Annotated in this window: 18 protein-coding genes; 6 read left to right on the top strand and 12 right to left on the bottom strand. The window is 73.1% G+C overall.

Annotated features, from left to right (window positions below; translation table 11 throughout):
• Positions 1-7: 7 nt before the first annotated feature.
• Genes ispF through ACH4T9_RS05970 form a run of 3 tightly spaced genes read right to left on the bottom strand, consistent with a single transcriptional unit; the run spans position 8 to position 1,742 of the window.
• Positions 8-490 carry a 2-C-methyl-D-erythritol 2,4-cyclodiphosphate synthase gene (ispF, locus tag ACH4T9_RS05980; protein WP_396670569.1) on the bottom strand — a complete coding sequence of 161 codons (483 nt, stop codon included), beginning with the start codon at positions 488-490 and terminating at the stop codon, positions 8-10.
• A 16-nt stretch (positions 491-506) separates the two neighbouring features.
• Positions 507-1,202, bottom strand: coding sequence for a 2-C-methyl-D-erythritol 4-phosphate cytidylyltransferase (ispD, locus tag ACH4T9_RS05975; protein ID WP_396670570.1), 696 nt, complete (start codon positions 1,200-1,202; stop codon positions 507-509).
• Positions 1,203-1,256: 54 nt separating this feature from the next.
• The gene (locus ACH4T9_RS05970) at positions 1,257-1,742 is read right to left on the bottom strand and encodes a CarD family transcriptional regulator (protein ID WP_350881453.1); all 486 of its coding nucleotides are present in this window, start codon (positions 1,740-1,742) and stop codon (positions 1,257-1,259) included.
• A gap of 328 nt (positions 1,743-2,070) precedes the next feature.
• Between ACH4T9_RS05970 and ACH4T9_RS05965 the strand changes: the two genes are divergently transcribed.
• Entirely contained in the window at positions 2,071-2,802 is a 732-nt protein-coding gene (locus ACH4T9_RS05965) for a hypothetical protein (protein ID WP_396670571.1), read from the top strand.
• A gap of 8 nt (positions 2,803-2,810) precedes the next feature.
• On the opposite strand, the gene ACH4T9_RS05960 is transcribed toward ACH4T9_RS05965, so the two are convergent.
• The 3 genes from ACH4T9_RS05960 to ACH4T9_RS05950 all read right to left on the bottom strand — a co-directional run bounded on the left by ACH4T9_RS05960 (position 2,811) and on the right by ACH4T9_RS05950 (position 5,633).
• Positions 2,811-3,476 carry a hypothetical protein gene (locus ACH4T9_RS05960; protein WP_396670572.1) on the bottom strand — a complete coding sequence of 222 codons (666 nt, stop codon included), beginning with the start codon at positions 3,474-3,476 and terminating at the stop codon, positions 2,811-2,813.
• Between the two features lie 133 nt (positions 3,477-3,609).
• Positions 3,610-4,668 (bottom strand): type III polyketide synthase, encoded by a 1,059-nt coding sequence (locus ACH4T9_RS05955; protein ID WP_396670573.1) that lies wholly within the window; start codon positions 4,666-4,668, stop codon positions 3,610-3,612.
• Between the two features lie 194 nt (positions 4,669-4,862).
• Positions 4,863-5,633 carry a methyltransferase domain-containing protein gene (locus tag ACH4T9_RS05950; protein WP_396670575.1) on the bottom strand — a complete coding sequence of 257 codons (771 nt, stop codon included), beginning with the start codon at positions 5,631-5,633 and terminating at the stop codon, positions 4,863-4,865.
• 45 nt (positions 5,634-5,678) lie between these two features.
• Here ACH4T9_RS05950 and ACH4T9_RS05945 point away from each other — a divergent pair, with 45 nt between their 5' ends.
• The 4 genes from ACH4T9_RS05945 (at position 5,679) to disA (ending at position 10,283) form a co-directional block, all read left to right on the top strand.
• Complete coding sequence (locus ACH4T9_RS05945; RefSeq protein ID WP_396670576.1) at positions 5,679-6,509, top strand: UbiA family prenyltransferase; 831 nt, start codon at positions 5,679-5,681, stop codon at positions 6,507-6,509.
• A gap of 136 nt (positions 6,510-6,645) precedes the next feature.
• On the top strand, positions 6,646-7,416 hold the full coding sequence (locus tag ACH4T9_RS05940) for a hypothetical protein (RefSeq protein ID WP_396670577.1): 771 nt from the start codon (positions 6,646-6,648) through the stop codon (positions 7,414-7,416).
• 91 nt (positions 7,417-7,507) lie between these two features.
• Positions 7,508-8,956: a DNA repair protein RadA gene (gene radA / locus ACH4T9_RS05935; RefSeq protein WP_396670578.1), complete on the top strand. Its 1,449-nt coding sequence runs from the start codon at positions 7,508-7,510 to the stop codon at positions 8,954-8,956.
• Between the two features lie 142 nt (positions 8,957-9,098).
• Complete coding sequence (gene disA / locus ACH4T9_RS05930) at positions 9,099-10,283, top strand: DNA integrity scanning diadenylate cyclase DisA (protein ID WP_387014323.1); 1,185 nt, start codon at positions 9,099-9,101, stop codon at positions 10,281-10,283.
• 51 nt (positions 10,284-10,334) lie between these two features.
• On the opposite strand, the gene ACH4T9_RS05925 is transcribed toward disA, so the two are convergent.
• The 3 genes from ACH4T9_RS05925 to ACH4T9_RS05915 form a co-directional block, all read right to left on the bottom strand.
• Positions 10,335-11,084 carry a hypothetical protein gene (locus ACH4T9_RS05925; RefSeq protein ID WP_396670579.1) on the bottom strand — a complete coding sequence of 250 codons (750 nt, stop codon included), beginning with the start codon at positions 11,082-11,084 and terminating at the stop codon, positions 10,335-10,337.
• A gap of 161 nt (positions 11,085-11,245) precedes the next feature.
• Entirely contained in the window at positions 11,246-11,806 is a 561-nt protein-coding gene (locus tag ACH4T9_RS05920) for a peptide deformylase (RefSeq protein WP_396670580.1), read from the bottom strand.
• The gene (locus ACH4T9_RS05915; RefSeq protein WP_396670581.1) at positions 11,803-12,315 is read right to left on the bottom strand and encodes a glycine cleavage system protein R; all 513 of its coding nucleotides are present in this window, start codon (positions 12,313-12,315) and stop codon (positions 11,803-11,805) included. Before ACH4T9_RS05915 ends, ACH4T9_RS05920 begins: the two co-directional genes overlap by 4 nt.
• Before the next feature lie 96 nt (positions 12,316-12,411).
• Here ACH4T9_RS05915 and ACH4T9_RS05910 point away from each other — a divergent pair, with 96 nt between their 5' ends.
• Positions 12,412-13,323, top strand: coding sequence for an A/G-specific adenine glycosylase (locus ACH4T9_RS05910; protein ID WP_396670582.1), 912 nt, complete (start codon positions 12,412-12,414; stop codon positions 13,321-13,323).
• A gap of 159 nt (positions 13,324-13,482) precedes the next feature.
• On the opposite strand, the gene ACH4T9_RS05905 is transcribed toward ACH4T9_RS05910, so the two are convergent.
• From ACH4T9_RS05905 to lysS, 3 genes are all read right to left on the bottom strand, one after another.
• The gene (locus ACH4T9_RS05905) at positions 13,483-16,014 is read right to left on the bottom strand and encodes an ATP-dependent Clp protease ATP-binding subunit (RefSeq protein ID WP_396670583.1); all 2,532 of its coding nucleotides are present in this window, start codon (positions 16,012-16,014) and stop codon (positions 13,483-13,485) included.
• 545 nt (positions 16,015-16,559) lie between these two features.
• Positions 16,560-16,904 carry an Lsr2 family protein gene (locus ACH4T9_RS05900; protein WP_396670584.1) on the bottom strand — a complete coding sequence of 115 codons (345 nt, stop codon included), beginning with the start codon at positions 16,902-16,904 and terminating at the stop codon, positions 16,560-16,562.
• A gap of 114 nt (positions 16,905-17,018) precedes the next feature.
• The gene (gene lysS / locus ACH4T9_RS05895; protein ID WP_396670585.1) at positions 17,019-18,527 is read right to left on the bottom strand and encodes a lysine--tRNA ligase; all 1,509 of its coding nucleotides are present in this window, start codon (positions 18,525-18,527) and stop codon (positions 17,019-17,021) included.
• Positions 18,528-18,677 lie beyond the last annotated feature (150 nt).

Raw genomic sequence — 18,677 nt, 5'->3', positions numbered from 1 at the left:
CGCGGGCCTAGACGGCAGGGGCCTGGTGGACCAGGGCGACCGCGATCCCGGTCAAACCCTCGCCGCGCCCGGTGAAGCCCAGCCCGTCGGTGGTGGCGGCGGAGACGGTGACGGGGGCGCCGACCGCCTCGGACAGCACCGCCTCGGCCTCGGCCCGGCGCGGCCCGATCTTCGGGCGGTTGCCGATCACCTGCACCGACACGTTGCCGATCTGGAAGCCGGCCGCCCGGACCCGGCGGGCGCTCTCGGTCAGCAGCGCCACCCCCGACGCGCCCGCCCACTCCGGCTCGGCCACCCCGAAGTTCGACCCGAGGTCGCCCAGCCCGGCGGCGGACAGCAGCGCGTTGCAGGCCGCGTGCGCGGCCACGTCGGCGTCGGAGTGACCGGCCAGGCCGTCCTGGTCGGGCCAGTGCAGGCCGGCAACCCAGCAGGGTCGGCCGGCCGCGAAGGCGTGCACGTCGGTGCCGATGGCCACCCGAGGAACGATCATGCGCCGAGGGTACGCGTCACGCGCCCGTGGCCAGTAGGTGCTCGGCGAGCGCCAGGTCGAACGGGCGGGTGACCTTGAACGCGTACTCGGAGCCGGGGACGCACACCACCGGGATGCCCTGCTTCTCCACGAGGCCGGCGTCGTCGGTGAGCGGGTCGCCGGCCGCCGCGTGGGCTGCGGCCAGCACCGACCGGCGGAACCCCTGCGGCGTCTGCACGGCCCGCAGGGCGGACCGGTCCACGGTGCCGAGGACCACCTCGCCGGCACCGACCTCCTTGATCGTGTCGACCACGGGGAGGACGGGGATCACCGCGTCGTGCCCGGAGCGGACCGCCCCGGCCACCGACTCGACCAGGTCGGGCGGGGTCAGGGCACGGGCCGCGTCGTGCACCAGCACGATCCCCGGGCCTGCGGGGACGGCCGCGAGCGCAGCGGCCACCGACGCCTGCCGTTCCGCCCCGCCGGGGACGACCAGCACCGGGGCGACCGGGGCGAGGAGCCGCCGGACCGCCCCGACCTCACCGGCCGGTGCGGCCACCACGATGGTGTGCACGGAGCCGGCGGCGGCGATCCGGCGGACCGCGTGCACGAGCAGCGGCTCCCCGGCGAGCAGGCGCAGGGCCTTGGGGACGCCCGGGCCGAGCCGCACGCCGGCACCGGCCGCAGGCACGAGGACCGCGACGTCACCGCGCGGATTGAGCTGCGCGGTCACGTCGCGGTCCTCGGGTTTCTCTGCTGCGGGGTGGGTACGACGATGCTGTGCGGACTAGCCCTCGGTCAGCACCTTGTCGAGCAACGTCTCCGCCCCGTCCTTGGTGCTCTTCTCGGCCAGCGCGACCTCGCCGACGAGAATGTCGCGTGCCTTGGCGAGCATGCGCTTCTCGCCCGCCGACAGGCCCCGCTCCCGCTCCCGACGCCACAGGTCGCGGACGACCTCGGCCACCTTCAGCGGGTTGCCGGAGGCCAGCTTCTCCAGATTCGCCTTGTAACGCCGCGACCAGTTGGTCGGCTCCTCGGTGTGCGGAGCCCGGAGAACGTCGAAGACCTTGCCGAGGCCCTCTTCGCCGACCACCTCACGCACGCCCACGATCTCGGCGTTCTCAGCGGGCACCCGGACCGTCAGGTCACCCTGCGCGACCCGCAGGACGAGGTACTCCCTGGGCTCGCCCTTGATGACCCGAGTCTCGATTGCCTCGATGAGCGCGGCCCCGTGGTGGGGGTAAACAACGGTCTCGCCGACACTGAAAACCATAGGTTCGAAACCCCTTTCGCTGTGTCTAGGGTAACACGCTCAGGCACCGATGTCCCACCGCTGTCCTGACCGTTGGCGCAGCTCAGGGGCCCTGTGAGAGGTCTTTCTTCAGCTTGACAGGCGGCCAAACCGATGGTCTGAACACGCTCCGTAACCGATAGGTGACCCCCCGGTGGAGGGTTGGCGGAGCGTGGATTTGTGGGCGATGCGCTCTTTCCATGGTAGCCCGGCCGCACCAGCCCCGCTCAGATGTAGCGGGAGGAGGGGCCGGTGCGGGACCCTTGAGGCGAACCGATGTCCGCACACCGAGCCGGTTCGAGGGGGTCCGATGGGCATGCCCGACGCAGATGGTCACGGCCCCTCCGACGGCCTTCCCGGCCTGCCCCCGGAGTGGGGGCGGGTGGTGGTGCCGGACGACGCGTCCGCGCTGGCCGAGGATGCTGCGCAGGTCCGGCTCGAGCTGCGCCCGCAGGCCGGCCGGAACCGGTGGCGGCGGCTGCTCGGCCTGGCCGTCCCGAGGGACGGCCGGATGCCGCTCGGGCTGCCGCTGCTGGTGCTGCTGGTGGCGTTGCTCACCACCACCGCCGGGCTGTTCGCCGTCACCTGGCCACGCGCCCCCCGCTCAGGCGACCGCCCCACCGTCGTGCCGTACCCGACGGCGACCGACCTGACCGGTCGCGCGCTGCCGGCCCTGGAACTGGTCGACGCCGACGACTCGATCGTGTCGTTACGCGCGCTGCTCCCCGCAGTGATCGTCCTGGTGGACGCCTGCCCCTGCCCCGACCGGGTGGCCGAGGCCGCCGCGCTCGCGCCGTCGGGGGTCACCGTGGTCACCGTCCACGGCACCCGCGCGTTGCGCCCCACTCCGGTGCCGGCCGGCGCGACCGTGCGCGCCCTCGCCGACCCGGGCGGCGGGCTGCGCGCGTTCCTGCGCGTGCCACCCCGCCCCGGCACCGCCACCGCGCTGCTGGTCGGCCGCACCGGCAACCCGGTCCGGGTGGTGCCGGACCTGCGCTCCGCCGACGACTACCGCGCCGACCTGGCCCGCCTCGGTTCCTGACCGTTGGCTCACCAGAACGCCAGGGCCACCACCCGGGCGTCGACCACGATCGGGACGATCCCCGGGGCGGCGGCGGCCAGCTCGATCCGGACCGGGCCGTTCCCGCGGCTCAGCCACGTCGTGGCAAGCGAACCGTCGCAGTTCGCCCGGCGACTGTCCCGGTGGCCGGAGCGGACGGTCACCAGCAGGAGCTGCCCCGGACCGACGCACCGGTACTGGACCAGGTGCACTCCCGTGGTGGCCGCGACGACCCGTCGCTGCGAGGGCTGGCCGGGGCGCAGCGCCAGCCGGGCCTGCCAGACGGTCCCGGTCAACCCGCCGTCGGTGGCCTCGCCGAGGCCGGTGCCCGCGTCGTACCGCTGGACCACCCGTCCGGTGGCCGGGTCGGTGACGACGGAGGTAACCCGGCCGGCCGGGTCGACGGTGACGACCAGCCGCGCGTCGCCCCGGGGCACCCGGCCCGGGTCGCCGGACGTCGCCCCGGACCCGGTGCGCCGGGTCCCGTCACCGGGGCCGCGCCGCTCGTCGTCCCCGGACGCCGTGGCGGGGCCGCCGGTCGGATCGACCGCAGGTGCCACGGCCCGCCACCATCCGGCGCCGACGGCCACGACGAGGACGGCCAGCGCGGCGAGCCCTCCGCCCCGGAGCCGGTCAACCACGTCGCTGCCCACCACGCGGTCGAGCCTAGCCAGTCCCCGCCGACCCCGAGACCCGGCAAGAGTCCTGCCGGACGGCCGCGCGGTCAGCCGGGGCGGCCCGGGCCGGTCAGGCAACGCGGCCCGGGCCTCAAGCGGGGCGGCGACCCGGTCAGGCGGAGCCCTCGAGGAGGGCCGCGTAGAGGGTCAGGCCCGGTCCGAAGGCGAGCATCAGCACCCGGTCGGGCGGCTGTGCCGCCCGCAACAGCCGGTCGAGGATCAGCAGCACCGTCGGCGAGGAGCAGTTGCCGTGTTCCTGCAACGTCGCCCGGGACGCGGCCAGCGCCCGCGACGGCAACGCCAGCTCGCGTTCCACCACGTCGAGGATCCGCGGGCCGCCCGGGTGCACCGCCCAGCCGTCCACCTCGGTGAGCCGGGTGCCGTGCCGGGCCAACAGGCCGTCGACCAGACCCCGGACGTGGGTCGAGAGCACCTGCGGCACCTGCGGCGACAGTCCCATTCGGAAGCCGGTGTCGGTGACCTCCCAGGTCATGTGGTCGGCCGTGGAGGTGTCGGTGACCGAGGTGACCTCACGCAGCGCGTACCCCCGGCCACCGGGGAGGACCACGGCGGCGACGGCGGCGTCCGAGAAGAGCGCGTGGGAGACGATCTGCTGGGTGTCCAACCGGGCCGTGGCCGGCTGGATGTGCAGGCTGGTCAGCTCGGCGCAGAGCAGCAGCGCGGGGCGCTGCCGTGCGGTGACGAAGTCGCCGGCTGCGCCGAGCCCCGGCAGGGCTGCGTAGCAGCCCATGTGCCCGACGAACATGCGCTGGGTGTCCGGGGCCATGCCCAGGTCCCGGGCGAGCAGGATGTCCAGCCCAGGGGTGGCGTACCCGGTGCACGAGCAGACGACGAACAGGCCGATGTCGCGGGCGTCCAGACCGGCGGCGGTGAGCGCCCGGCCGACCGCCTCCTTGCCCAGCGGCAGCGCCTCGACCTGGTAGCGGCGCAGCCGGCGCTCGGTCGACCAGTCCGAGACGTCCTCCAGCAACGGGTTGACCGCCGCCTGCCGCCGGTTCACCCCGGAGTTGGCGAAGATCCGTTCTGCCAGCGCCCGGGTCCGGCCCGAGAAGTGCTTCGAGAAGAAGCCCTGCCAGAGCTCGTCCTGCGCGGCACCTGGCGGCTGCGCCGTCCCCATGCCCGCGATCACCGGTACGGCCACGTTCCCCACCTCTCGTCCGCGAACCCCCATGTCGTCCCCGTGTCGCCTTCGTCCGACGACCACGGGACCGCCTTCCTCACGTTCACCAACGAGGGGCCGGCCGCCGCGGTCCGGGACGCCGCCCGGGTCGCGGGCGGGACACCCACGACGCGCACCCTCGGGTGGCCCTTCCCGGTGCCCCCAGTACCCCGACACCGACCCGGCTACCCGCGCCGGACCCCCCACCCCTGGTACAGCACCGAAGTCGACCGAGTCGGCCTGATCCGTGGCGCCCGACCGACCGTCGTCGGCCGTGGACGACCACCGGAGCGGATCCGGCGCAGCAGCCAGGCCAGCGTCCCGACCAGCCCCGGGCGGACGCCCCGGACCCGCAGGTCGACGCCATGCCGGGCGCACTCGGCGACCAACTCCCGGTGGTCCACGAACAACCGTGGATCGTGGATGCCCCGGGGCACCGTCGGCAACCGCTCGCCGATCTCGACCGCGATCAGCCGGCTCAGCGCGGTGTCGTTGAGGGTGTCCAGGACCAGCAGCCCGCCCGGACGGAGCAGCCGGCACGCCTCGGCCACCGCCCGCCGCCAGTCGGGTACGTGCTCCAGCAGCTCACCGGCGGCCACCACGTCGGCGCAGCCGTCGGCCAGCGGCACGGCGGTGGCGTCGCCGTTGACGGGGGTCACCCCGTGCCGCGCGGCCTGGGCCAGGGCCGAGCGGGTGAGGTCGACCCCGACGTGTCGGTAGCCCCTGTCGGCCAGGTGCGGGGCGAGCAGCCCGGCGCCGCAGCCCAGGTCGACCAGGAGCGCGTCGGGCCGGGCGGCCGGCGGCACGAGGGCCGCCCGGGCCCGGGCCAGCCAGTGCAGCATGGCGAACGCCCCGTCGGGACGCCACCACTCGTCGGCCAGGTCGTCGTACTGCCGTGGATCGTTCGGGGGTAACAGGCGGGGGCGGTCGGACACCCGGGACGAACCGTCGCGCATGGCACGAGCGTGGCACGACTGGACGGTAACGACCAGACTTCCCTTATGTCGACGACGGTGTTAGGGCTGGTCAGGGCAAGTCATCCCGAGCCCGCCGTGGCGGTGACCGTGGTCGCCGGGCTGCTCGCCCAGGGAGTGGGGCACCGCCCGTCCGGGGTGGCCGTGGTGGCGCTGACGGTGCTCGCCAGCCAGCTCGCGGTCGGCTGGTCCAACGATCACCTGGACGCCGACCGGGACGCCGCGGTGGGACGTACCGACAAGCCGGTCGCGAGCGGCGCGGTCAGCACCCGGGCGGTCGGCCTGGCCGCAGGGGCGGCGGCCCTGGCCACGTTCGGACTGGCGGCGGCGACGACCAACCGGACGGCGGCGGTCTGGGCGGCCGTGGCCCTGGTCTCCGCGCTGTCCTACAACTGGCCGCTGAAGTCGACCCGGGTCTCGGTGCTGCCCTATGCGGTCTCCTTCGGGGCGCTGCCCGCCTTCGTGGTGCTGGCCCTGCCCGGCACGCCCGCCCCGCCGGCCTGGCTGGTGGCCGCCGCCGCCCTGCTCGGGGCCGGTGCGCACTTCGCCAACGTGCTGCCGGACCTGGCCGATGACGCCCGGACCGGGGTGCGCGGGCTGCCGCACCGGCTCGGCGCGGCGGGCAGCCGGGTGGCCGCCGCCGGGCTACTGCTCGCGGCGACCGTCACCCTGGTCGTCGGGCCGCCCGGGCCGCCGTCGTGGGCCGGGCTGTCGGCCGTCGCGACCGCCGCACTGGTGCCACCCCTGACCTGGTACGCCGGCCGCGGCGCCCGCCGGGGGGTGGCCGCCTTCCGGGCGGTGATGCTGGTGGCGCTGATCGACGTGGTGCTGCTGGTGGCGAACGGCCGGGTGGTCTGAGCGCCCCCGGGAAGGTGGTGGTACCGGGTCGGCGTGCGGCTCCCGATCAACCCCAACTACCCTGAAGCCGGTCTGCGCGGGTATGGCCACCGTGCCCGGTGACGGCCGGGTGGGGATCATGACGAGGAGGACCGACGTGACGCGCTCGATCAGGGGTTCCCGGCGGGCGGCCCTGCTGCTGTCCGGCGTGGCGGCGGCGACCGGCCTGCTGGCGACCGGTTGCGGCGCCGGCCAGGTGGCCGAGACCGCCAACAAGACCCCGTCGGTCCAGGGCGTCAACGTCCAGACTTCGGACAACGGCTACAAGGTCCGCAGCCTGTACGTCGAGTACCCGGGCGGCGGTGAATACCGGTCCGGCGGGAACGCCGCCGTCAACGCGGTGCTCTACAACGACACGCAGAGCCCGGTGACGGTGACCGTCACCACGGACAGCGCGCGGGAGATCGTGATCACCGGCAGCGCGTCCGGGTCCGCCAGCCCGTCCGCGTCGGCCAGCGCATCGCCGTCAGCCAGCGCATCGCCGTCGGCCAGCGCTTCGCCGTCGGCCAGCGCGTCGGAGGGCGGCTCGCCGTCCCCGTCCGAGGGCGCGTCGGAGAGCCCGTCCGCGTCGGCCAGCCCGTCCGCCCCCGCCGGCGAGCCGGCCAGGATCGAGATCCCGGCCCTCAGCTACGTCCAGCTCAACGTGCAGGGCGGCCGGTCCCTTCAGCTCGTCGGTCTGAACGAGGACCTGCTCGTCGGGCAGCAGGTCAACCTGACCTTCGACTTCGGCAACGGCACGACCCTCAGCACCCCGGCCCCGATCGGCGTCCCGCTGACCCCGCTCCCGCAGCCCTCCCAGATCGTCGAGCGCGAAGGCTCGCACGGCGAGGAGGGTGGCACCGAGGCCGGCGCGGGCCACGGCGGCTGACGCCCCGCACCACCGACCGTCGACGGCACCGCCGGCGTGGCACCCGCCACGCCGGCGGTGTTTCGTCGTACGGGGGGACTAGCGTTCCGGTGTGACGACGCCCCGAGCGACACCCTCCTCCCGAGCGACCCCGCGCGCGGGCCGGGCCGCCCGCGAGCCCCGTCCGGCCTACGAGTGCGACGCCTGCGGGCACCAGCCCCCGAAGTGGGTGGGGCGCTGCCCGGAGTGCGGCGAGTGGGGCTCGGTGGTCGAGTCCACCGTGACCGGTCCGACCGTCGCCGGCCGGGTGGTCAGCTCCCGGCTGCCGGCCGAGCCGGCCCGTCCCATCGCCACCATCAGCGCCGCCCCCGCCAGGGCCCGGCCGACCGGGGTCAGCGAGCTGGACCGGGTGCTCGGCGGCGGCCTGGTGCCCGGCGCCGTGGTGCTGCTCGCCGGCGAGCCGGGCGTGGGCAAGTCCACGCTGCTGCTCGACGTGGCCCAGCAGTGGGCGGCCACCGCCGGCAGCCCGTCGCTCGTGGTCAGCGGCGAGGAGTCGGTCAGCCAGGTGCGGCTGCGCGCCGAGCGGATGGGCGCCCTGCACGACCAGCTCTGGCTGGCCGCCGAGAGCGACCTGGGCGCGGTCCTCGGCCACCTGGACGCGGTGAAGCCGGGGCTGCTGGTGCTCGACTCGGTGCAGACCATCTCCACCCCCGGCACCGAGGGGGTGCCCGGCGGGGTGACCCAGGTGCGGGCCGTCACCGCCGCCCTGGTCGCGGTGGCCAAGGAGCGCGGCCTCGCCACCGTGCTGGTCGGTCACGTCACGAAGGACGGCCAGGTGGCCGGCCCCCGGGTGCTGGAGCACCTGGTCGACGTGGTGCTGCACTTCGAGGGCGACAAGCACTCCTCGCTACGGATGGTGCGCGGCGTGAAGAACCGGTACGGCGCCGCCGACGAGGTCGGCTGCTTCGAGATGCACGAGGGCGGGATCAGCAGCCTCGCCGACCCGTCCGGGCTGTTCCTGACCCGCTACTCGGAGCCGACGCCGGGCACCTGCGTCACGGTGGCGATGGAGGGTCGGCGGGCGCTGGTCACCGAGGTCCAGGCGCTGATCGGCGCGACGGTCGCGGGCTCGCCCCGGCGCACGGTGTCCGGGCTGGACGGGGCCCGGCTGGCGATGGTGCTGGCGGTGCTCCAGCGTCGCGCCGAGCGGCTGACCCTGCACGACCGGGAGGTCTTCGCGGCCACCGTCGGGGGCATCCGGGTGGTGGAGCCGGCGGCCGACCTCGCGGTCGCCCTGGCGGTCGCCTCCGGCGGGCTCAACCTGGCCATCAATCCGCACCTGGTGGCGATCGGCGAGGTCGGGCTGACCGGAGAGGTGCGCCGGGTCGGCGCGGTGCCACGCCGGCTGGCCGAGGCGGCCCGGCTCGGGTTCCGGGTGGCGCTCGTCCCGACCGGATGCGGCCCGGAGAGCGTCGGGGCGGGCCCGGAGAACATGCGGGTGATGGAGGTCACCGACGTGCGCTCGGCGCTCCAGTGTGCCGCCCGCGCATCCGCGGAGTGACCGACGGTGGCGACCGGGCAGGACCGCCCGTGCGATACCGGACAAGCGCGGCAGAGCGCCCGGCGTGTCCATCGGGTGCCGTCGTGACACATCACAGTAACCACGACAGCACCCACCGCACGCCAGTCCGTAGACTGTGCGGGTGCCGATCGACCGCGATGCCAGCAAAACCGCCGGCGCGACACCCCACGCCCGCACCGGCGCCGTGGGCTCGCCCGCCCGTCCGATCAGCGTCAGCGTGACCGGGAGTGCCAGCGGCGCGAGTGGGGACCCGCTACGGGCCAACCTGGCGCTCATGGCGCCCGGCACCGCGCTGCGTGACGGCCTGGAACGGATCCTGCGCGGCCGGACGGGCGCGTTGATCGTCCTCGGTTACGACAAGGTGGTCGAGGGGCTGTGCACCGGCGGCTTCCCGCTGGACGTGGAGTTCTCGGCGACCCGGGTCCGCGAGCTGTGCAAGATGGACGGCGCGGTGGTGCTGTCCAGCGACGGCACCCGGATCGTCCGGGCCGCCGTGCACCTGATGCCGGACCCGTCGATCCCCACCGAGGAGTCCGGCACCCGGCACCGCACCGCCGAGCGGGTGGCCCGGCAGACCGGCTACCCGGTCATCTCGGTCAGCCAGTCGATGCGGATCATCAGCCTCTACGTCAACGGCCAGCGGCACGTGCTGGACGACTCGGCGGCCATCCTGTCCCGGGCCAACCAGGCCCTGGCCACGCTTGAGCGCTACAAGCTGCGCCTCGACGAGGTCTCCGGCACCCTGTCCGCCCTGGAGATCGAGGACCTGGTCACCGTCCGGGACGCGGTGGCGGTGGTGCAGCGGCTGGAGATGGTCCGCCGGATCGCCGACGAGATCGCCGGGTACGTGGTGGAACTGGGCACCGACGGCAGGCTGCTCGCCCTCCAGCTCGACGAGCTGATGGCCGGCGTGGACGCCGACCGCACCCTGGTCATCCGGGACTACCTGCCCACCGGCCGCAAGCCCCGCACGTTGGACGAGGCGCTGGTCGAGCTGGACCTGCTGGGTTCCACCGAGCTGATCGACCTGGTCACGGTGGCCAAGGCGATCGGCTACCCGGCGGCCTCCGACGCGCTGGACGCGGCGGTCAGCCCACGCGGGTTCCGGCTGCTGGCGAAGGTCCCCCGCCTGCCGGTGGCGATCGTCGACCGGCTGGTGCTGCACTTCGGCAGCCTCCAGCGGCTGCTCGGGGCCACCGTGGAGGACCTACAGGCCGTCGAGGGTGTCGGTGACGCCCGGGCCCGGGGCGTCCGGGAGGGGCTGTCCCGGCTCGCCGAGGCGTCCATCCTGGAGCGCTACGTCTGACCCGCCCTGACCCGCCCCGCCTGGCCCGACCCGCACGGCGGGCCGTTCGGCTCAGCCCGTGACGGTGAACTTCACCGGCTCGCTCAGTTTGGTGTCCAGCCGCCCGAAGACCTGGTAACTCCCGGCCGGCGGGAACGGGCCGTTCGCCAGCCCGTCCTTGCAGCGGCTGGTGTCCTTGCCGTTCCAGTCCACCTGGTACGACCGCTCGAAGCCCGGGGTGAACGACTGCACGTCCGAGCCCTTCACGTTGCCGCAGGTGTCGGAGGACCAGACCTTCTCCGCGCCGGACTTCACGTACAGCTCCTGGAAGTCCGCGCCGACGTCCCGGCTGCAGGTGCGGTTCGACCGGTTCTTGATCTTGAGGTGCAGGCTGACCACAGCGCCCCGCTGCGCCGACGACGGCGCCGCCACCGGCGTCACCGAGATCTCCGCGTCGGTGCATGCCCCGACGTCGGTGCCCGGGGCTGCCGGAGCATCGTTCCCGGCCGGACCGGCCGAGGATCCCGGGTCGCGCGGAGCGCCGGACGAGCCGGCGTTGCTGCCGGAGTCATCCGGGCCGCCAGAGGCGCCGGTCTGTGGGGGCAGCACCGAGCCGCTCGGGTCCGGGGCCACGGACGGGTCGCCGGCAGCCGGGGCCGCAGTCGGTGTGGGTGTCATCTTCGACTGTGGGGTGGTGCCGGTGTTACCCGCATTGTTGCAGGAATAGAGCAGGACAATCAGGAAGAGAAGCCCCGCTCCGACCACGACGGCTCGACGCCGCCAGTACACAGCGGATGGCAGGGGGCCGACCGTCAGACGCATGATGCCTCCACCGTAACGGCGTGCCCCACCCTCGTCCGGCGCGACGCGCCGGACCACCCTCCGGTCACCGGTACGACTCTCCACTCACGACGGCCGCCCGCCCCGGCCCGCCCGCGAGTCCGGGCGGGCCGCCTCCCGGCCCAGGCCCCGCCCGGCCAGGTTCACAGGTACACCTTGCGCTGGTAGATCGCGTGCGCACCGGCCACCCGGTCGAGGAAGAGCAGGCCGGCGCAGTGGTCGATCTCGTGCTGCACCGCCCGCGCCTCGAACCCGTCGGTGACCAGCCGCACCGGCGCGCCGGTGCCCGGGAGCACCCCCTCGACGACCAGCCGGCTGGCCCGCTTGACGTCGCCCGTCAGATCGGGCACCGACATGCAGCCCTCCCGGCCTGCCTTCCACCGGCTCGCCTCGACCACCCGGGCGTTGCACAGCACGAAGGTTCCGTGCACGGTCACCGCCTTCGGGTGCCCGGTGATGTCGACCGCGAACATCTGGGCGCTCACGCCGACCTGGGGCGCGGCGAGGCCCACGCAGCCCGGCGAGACGCGCATCGTGGCGACCAGGTCAGCGGCGAGGCGGACCACCTCGTCGGAAGTCGGGTCCACCTCCGACCCGGGCCTGCCGAGCACCGGGTCCGGGGCGGAGACCACCGGACGTACCTCGCCGGGCGCCGCCAACGCCTCGGCTGTCCAGTCGCCGAGGCCGACGTACTCCGCGGTCACAGCAGGTCCGAGTCCGCCGGGCGGAGGCTGACCCCGACGCCGAGTTCCGCGGCTTTACGGGCCAGCCGGCCGGCCACCTCGTCGGAGGAGCCCGGCGGCAGCTCGACCTCGGCCACCACCACGTAGAGCGAGCCGGTCAGCCGGGTGCTCAGGTCGGTGACGTTGCCGCCCACGTCGGTCAGCACCCGGGTCATCGCCGCGACGATGCCCATCCGGTCCGCACCGTGCACCGAGAGCACGTACGGCTCACCGGTCGGCGGCGTCGCGCCGTCGGGGGTGACCGCCCGCACGGTGGCCAGGAGCTGACCGTCGGCGGCGAGTGGGGCCAGCCCGGCCTCGACGTCGGCAGTGGCCGGACCGACGCAGATCAGGGTCATCGCGAAGTGACCCCGCAGCCGGGTCATCGTGGAGTCCGTGAGGTTCGCGCCGAGCCGGGCGAGCACCTCGGCGACGTCGGCCACGATGCCGGGCCGGTCCCGGCCGATGACGGTGATCGCGAGCTCGTTCATCCGGGCATTCTGCCCGATCCGGTCCCGTCCCCCGCACCGCCCCGCCCGGCCCGCCCAACCTGCGGGAAGATCGCCCGTGACATGATCGGCGACGCGATGTCCGAACCCACTTTCGCCACCCTGGTCAGCCGGTGGTACGAGCAGAATGCCCGCGACCTGCCGTGGCGGGTGCCCGGTGTGGGCGCATGGGCGATCCTGGTCAGCGAGGTCATGCTCCAGCAGACGCCGGTGGTACGGGTGCTGCCGGCATTCCAGGCGTGGCTGGCCCGCTGGCCGACCCCCGCCGCGATGGCCGCCGACACGCCCGCCGAGGCGATCCGGATGTGGGGGCGGCTCGGCTACCCCCGCCGGGCGGTGCGGCTGCGCGACTGCGCGGTGACGATCGTCGAGCGGCACGGCGGCACGGTGCCGGACCGGCTGGACCAGCTACTGGCGCTGCCCGGAGTGGGCACCTACACGGCCCGCGCGGTGGCCGTCTTCGCGTACGGTCAGCGCCACCCGGTGGTGGACACCAACGTGCGTCGGGTGGTCTGCCGGGCGATCGCCGGGGAGCCGGACGCCGGCCCGGCCACCCGCCCCGCCGACCTGGTGGCCACCGAGGAGTTGCTGCCTTCGGAGCCGGCCGCCGCCGCGTTGGCGAGCGCCGCGTTCATGGAGCTGGGGGCAATGGTCTGCATCGCCCGCTCGCCCCGCTGCCCGGGGTGCCCGGTGGAGTCCGTCTGCGCCTGGCGGGCGTCCGGCCAGGCGGCCCCGGCCGGCCCGACCCGCCGGCCCCAGCGGTACGCCGGCACCGACCGGCAGGTACGCGGACTGCTGTTGGCGGTGCTGCGGGAGGCCACCGGCCCGGTGCCGCACCAGCGGCTGGACCAGGTCTGGACCGACGACGTGCAGCGCTCCCGGGCGCTGGCCGGGCTGGTCACCGACGGCCTGGTGGAGCCTGTCGGCGAGGCGGAGTTCCGCCTGGCTGGCGACGGCCCCACGGCACCGGCGCTGCCCACGGGCGGCTGACCCACCGACCCGGCCGGGGCCCGGCCCGCCGCCCCGGGACGATCCGTCGGGGTGGGAACGGCACGACGAAAGGCGCACGACGAAAGGCGACGGCCCCGGTGGCTCTCGCCGACCGGGGCCGTCGCCCTCCTGCGCTGTCGCCTACCTCAGCGCTGTCGCCTACTCGTCCGCGCCCGCGGCGGCGGTACCGCCGAGGTCCGCCGGGACAGCGTCCGGCACGGCCTCCGGCCGGTCGGTGCCCCGGAAGACGAGATGGGACTTGTCGATGTTGTTCGGGTCGCCCTCGCAATCCACGACCACGATCTGACCCGGGGTCAGCTCGTTGAACAGGATCCGCTCGGACAGGTTGTCCTCGATGTCACGCTGAATCGTCCGACGCAGCGGACGCGCCCCGAGCACCGGGTCGAAGCCCTTGAGCGCCAGGTACTTCTTGGCGTTGTCGGTCAGCTCCAGGCCCATGTCCTTGTTGCGCATCTGGCTCTCGATACGGGCGATCATGATGTCCACGATCGACAGGATCTCCTGCTGACGCAGCTGGTGGAAGACGATGGTGTCGTCGATCCGGTTCAGGAACTCGGGCCGGAAGTGCTGCTTGAGCTCGTCGTTGACCTTCTGCTTCATCCGGTCGTAGTTGGACTCGGAGTCGTCCGACGCCTGGAAGCCCAGCGACACCGCCTTGGCCACGTCACGGGTGCCCAGGTTGGTGGTCAGGATGATGACCGTGTTCTTGAAGTCCACGATCCGGCCCTGACCGTCCGTCAGACGCCCGTCCTCCAGGATCTGGAGCAGGGTGTTGAAGACGTCCGGGTGGGCCTTCTCGATCTCGTCGAACAGGACCACCGAGAACGGCCGGCGGCGCACCTTCTCGGTCAGCTGCCCGCCCTCGTCGTAGCCGACGTAGCCGGGAGGGGCGCCGACGAGCCGGGACACCGTGTACCGGTCGTGGAACTCGGACATGTCCAGCTGGATCAGGGCGTCCTCGCTGCCGAACAGGAACTCGGCGAGCGCCTTGGACAGCTCGGTCTTACCGACGCCGGACGGGCCGGCGAAGATGAACGAGCCGGACGGCCGCTTCGGGTCCTTCAGGCCGGCCCGGGTCCGCCGGATCGCCCTCGAGACCGCCTTGACCGCGTCCTCCTGGCCGATGACGCGCTTGTGCAGCTCGTCCTCCATGCGCAGCAGGCGGGAGGTCTCCTCCTCGGTCAGCTTGTAGACCGGGATGCCGGTCCAGTTGCCGAGGACCTCGGCGATCTGCTCGTCGTCGACCTCGCTGACGACGTCCAGGTCGCCGGCCTTCCACTCCTTCTCCCGCTGCGCCTTCTGGCCGAGGAGCTGCTTCTCCTTGTCGCGGAGCTGGGCCGCCCGCTCGAAGTCCTGCGCGTCGATCGCGGACTCCTTGTCGCGGCGGACCTGGGCGATCCGCTCGTCGAAGTCCCGCAGGTCTGGCGGCGCGGTCATCCGGCGGATCCGCATCCGAGCACCGGCCTCGTCGATCAGGTCGATCGCCTTGTCCGGCAGGAAGCGGTCGGAGATGTAGCGGTCGGCCAGGGTCGCGGCGGCCACCAGGGCGGCGTCGGTGATCGACACGCGGTGGTGCGCCTCGTAGCGGTCGCGCAGGCCCTTGAGGATCTCGATGGTGTGGGCCAGCGACGGCTCACCCACCTGGATGGGCTGGAACCGCCGCTCCAGGGCGGCGTCCTTCTCCAGGTGCTTGCGGTACTCGTCCAGGGTGGTCGCGCCGATGGTCTGCAGCTCACCCCGGGCCAGCATCGGCTTCAGGATGCTCGCCGCGTCGATCGCGCCCTCGGCCGCGCCCGCTCCGACGAGGGTGTGAATCTCGTCGATGAACAGGATGATGTCGCCGCGGGTGCGGATCTCCTTGAGGACCTTCTTCAGCCGCTCCTCGAAGTCACCGCGGTAGCGGGATCCGGCGACCAGCGCGCCGAGGTCGAGGGTGTAGAGCTGCTTGTCCTTCAGCGTCTCGGGCACCTCGCCCTTGATGATCTTCTGGGACAGGCCCTCCACCACGGCGGTCTTGCCGACGCCGGGCTCACCGATCAGGACCGGGTTGTTCTTGGTGCGGCGGGACAGCACCTGCATGACCCGCTCGATCTCCTTCTCGCGCCCGATGACCGGGTCGAGCTTGCCCTCGCGGGCGGCCTGGGTCAGGTTCCGGCCGAACTGGTCCAGCACGAGGCTGGTCGACGGCGCGGCCTCGCCCGGGGCGGCCCCGGCGGCGGCCGGCTCCTTGCCCTGGTAGCCGGAGAGCAGCTGGATGACCTGCTGGCGGACCCGGTTCAGGTCAGCGCCGAGCTTCACGAGGACCTGGGCGGCGACACCCTCACCCTCGCGGATCAGGCCGAGCAGGATGTGCTCGGTGCCGATGTAGTTGTGGCCGAGCTGCAGCGCCTCGCGCAGCGACAGCTCCAGCACCTTCTTCGCCCGAGGCGTGAACGGGATGTGCCCGCTCGGCGCCTGCTGGCCCTGGCCGATGATCTCCTCGACCTGCTGACGGACGCCCTCCAGGGAGATGCCGAGGCTCTCCAGGGCCTTTGCCGCGACACCCTCACCCTCGTGGATCAGGCCCAGCAGGATGTGTTCCGTCCCGATGTAGTTGTGGTTGAGCATCCGGGCCTCTTCTTGGGCCAGGACGACAACCCGTCGCGCTCGGTCGGTGAACCGCTCGAACATGCCCTCGTGCTCCTCACGTGCCGTGCGCCTTGATGTCAGATCTCGGCGGGGCCGGTGCGCGGACGTCCGGGATGGGCGTCCGTGCCTCCTTACTCTATCGCCGCGGACCGACTCCGCTGAGGTCGTGTGTCCTCGGCGGGAGCCCGGCAAGCGTCCTTTCTGACAACCGTCCGCGCTCAGGCGCTGTTCCGGTACCCCCGGCTGTACGCGCAGAGCGAAATTCGGACCGCCGGCCGGGCCGGCTTCCGCGGCCCTCACAGGCCCCTCAGGGGCCCTGCGGCGGCTCCGGTCGCCCCCGACGGCGGTTGTCCACAGGCTGTGGACAGATTCTCCACCGGCTGTGGACAACGCCCGGACCGTCCCGGCTCTTCCCACCCGACAAGCCGCCGGGACGCCGAGGAGGCCAGGCCCGGGAACGGCGACGCCGGGCCGGAGACATGCTCCGGTCCGGCGTCGGTGTCGCCCGCGTCCCCCGTGTCGGGTCCGCCCCCGAGATCCCCGGCCACGCCCTTCGGCACCCGGCCGTGACCCCGCAGCGTCCTCGCTCAGCGCGTGGCGTGGAACTCGTCGACGATCTCCTGGGGGATGCGCCCCCGGTCGGAGATGTCCTTGCCCTTCCCCTTGGCCCACTGCCGGATCGCCTTGTTCTGCTCGCGATCGGCGGTGGCACCGCCCCGACCGCGCGCGGCCCGACCGCCGACCACCACGCCGCCCCGGCCCACCTTCGTGCCGGCGCCGACGTACTGTGCGAAAGCACCACGCAATTTCTCGGCGTTCGCCTTGGAGAGGTCGATCTCGTACTGAACACCGTCGAGCGCGAACTTGACTGTCTCGTCAGCGTCCCCGCCGTCCAGGTCATCGACCAGCTTGTGAATGATCTGCTTGGCCACGTCCCACATTCCTTTCGAGCAGGGTGTTCCTGCAAACTGACAGCACAATAACCCGCCCGACGCTTGTCACGTCAATAGGATGCGGTATCCAACACCGTCCGAGGCCCGGAACCCCTACTCGGGCCGGGCCAACGGGAAGAGGATGGTTTCCCGAATTCCCAGGCCGGTGAGCGCCATCAGCAGCCGGTCGATTCCCATTCCCATACCCCCGGCCGGCGGCATTCCGTACTCCATGGCCCGGAGAAAGTCCTCGTCCAGCCGCATCGCCTCGTCGTCGCCCCGAGCGCCGAGTTGCGCCTGGGCCACCAGCCGATCCCGCTGCACCACCGGGTCGACCAGCTCCGAGTACGCCGTGCCCAGCTCGAACCCGAGGACGTACAGGTCCCACTTTTCGGCCAGGCCCGGCTCGCCGCGGTGCGCCCGGGTCAACGGGCTGGTCTCCTCCGGGTAGTCCCGAACGAAGGTGGGCGCTCGCAGCCCCGGCACGACCAGCTCCTCGAAGAGCTCCTCGGCCAGCTTCCCCGGCCCCCACTTCGGGTCGACGGCCAGGCCGACCTTGTCGGCGTACTCGACCAGGAGGGCCCGCTCGGTGCGGACAGTGACCTCTTCGCCGAGCGCCTCGGAAAGCGCCCCGAAGAGCGTCACCGAACGCCACTCGCCGCCCAGATCGAACTCCTGACCATCCGCGTGCGTCACCACGGTCGACCCGGCGACCGCGATCGCCGCCTGCTGCACCAGATTGCGGGTGAGCGCGGCCATGGTGTCGTAGTCGCCGTACGCCTGGTACGCCTCGAGCATCGCGAACTCGGGCGAGTGCGAAGAGTCGACACCCTCATTACGGAAGTTGCGGTTGATCTCGAAGACCCGGTCGACGCCGCCCACGACGGCCCGCTTGAGAAACAGTTCCGGCGCGATTCGGAGATACAGATCAGTGTTCAACGCATTGCTGTGGGTCACGAATGGCCGGGCGGCGGCCCCGCCGTGCAGCAACTGGAGCATCGGGGTTTCCACCTCGATGAAGTCCTGCCGGTGCAGCGAGTCACGCAGGCTGCGCACCACGGCTGCCCGGGTCCGCACCATCTGCCGCGCCTGGGGGCGGACGACCAGGTCGACATACCGCTGACGGACCCGGGCCTCCTCGCTGAGCGGCTTGTGCGCCACCGGCAGCGGTCGCAGCGCCTTGGCGGTGACCGCCCACTGCTCGACCAGCACCGACAGCTCACCCCGACGGCTGGTGATCACCTCGCCGGTCACCCCGACGTGGTCGCCCAGGTCGACCAGGCGCTTCCAGTCCTCCAGCCGCTTCGCGCCGACCCGGTCCAGGGAGAGCATCGCCTGGAGCTCGGTGCCGTCGCCGTCGCGCAGGGTCGCGAAGCACAGCTTGCCGGTGTTCCGGACGAAAATCACCCGTCCGGTGACCGAGGCCCGGTCGCCGGTGGCGGTGTCGGTGGGCAGGTCGGCGTACTTCTCGCGGATCTCCGCCAGCGTGCTGGTCCGGGGGTATCCGACGGGGTACGGCTCGACGCCCTCGGCGAGCATCCGGTCCCGCTTCTCCCGGCGGACCTTCATCTGCTCGGGAAGGTCGTCGGCGGGGTCGACTGGCACGGCGTTCTGCTCGGTCACGGCACGCTTCCTCAGTAGGGAGATTTCGGCGGGGTCAGGTCCCGAGCGTACTCAAGCGTTCCGGCGGTCGTTACGGGATAACCTGCCCGCCCTGATCGACCCCACTGCCGCCCTGCCGTTCGGTGCCGCCGCGTGGTGGCGGGAACGGGG

It is taken from the genome of Micromonospora sp. NPDC020750, assembly GCF_044334565.1.
Taxonomy (GTDB): Bacteria; Actinomycetota; Actinomycetes; order Mycobacteriales; family Micromonosporaceae; genus Micromonospora.
The sequence above is the reverse complement of the archived record's forward strand: the minus strand, read 5'-3'. Positions and strand labels throughout refer to the sequence as shown.

Excerpts from the sequence above, each read along its gene's own strand:
- ACH4T9_RS05905 (WP_396670583.1), bottom strand. The coding sequence starts at position 16,014 with ATGTTCGAGCGGTTCACCGACCGAGCGCGACGGGTTGTCGTCCTGGCC.
- ACH4T9_RS05915 (WP_396670581.1), bottom strand. The coding sequence starts at position 12,315 with ATGAACGAGCTCGCGATCACCGTCATCGGCCGGGACCGGCCCGGCATC.
- ACH4T9_RS05950 (WP_396670575.1), bottom strand. The coding sequence starts at position 5,633 with ATGCGCGACGGTTCGTCCCGGGTGTCCGACCGCCCCCGCCTGTTACCC.
- ACH4T9_RS05945 (WP_396670576.1), top strand. The coding sequence starts at position 5,679 with ATGTCGACGACGGTGTTAGGGCTGGTCAGGGCAAGTCATCCCGAGCCC.
- ACH4T9_RS05925 (WP_396670579.1), bottom strand. The coding sequence starts at position 11,084 with ATGCGTCTGACGGTCGGCCCCCTGCCATCCGCTGTGTACTGGCGGCGT.
- ACH4T9_RS05970 (WP_350881453.1), bottom strand. The coding sequence starts at position 1,742 with ATGGTTTTCAGTGTCGGCGAGACCGTTGTTTACCCCCACCACGGGGCC.
- ACH4T9_RS05910 (WP_396670582.1), top strand. The coding sequence starts at position 12,412 with ATGTCCGAACCCACTTTCGCCACCCTGGTCAGCCGGTGGTACGAGCAG.
- ispF (WP_396670569.1), bottom strand. The coding sequence starts at position 490 with ATGATCGTTCCTCGGGTGGCCATCGGCACCGACGTGCACGCCTTCGCG.
- ACH4T9_RS05965 (WP_396670571.1), top strand. The coding sequence starts at position 2,071 with ATGGGCATGCCCGACGCAGATGGTCACGGCCCCTCCGACGGCCTTCCC.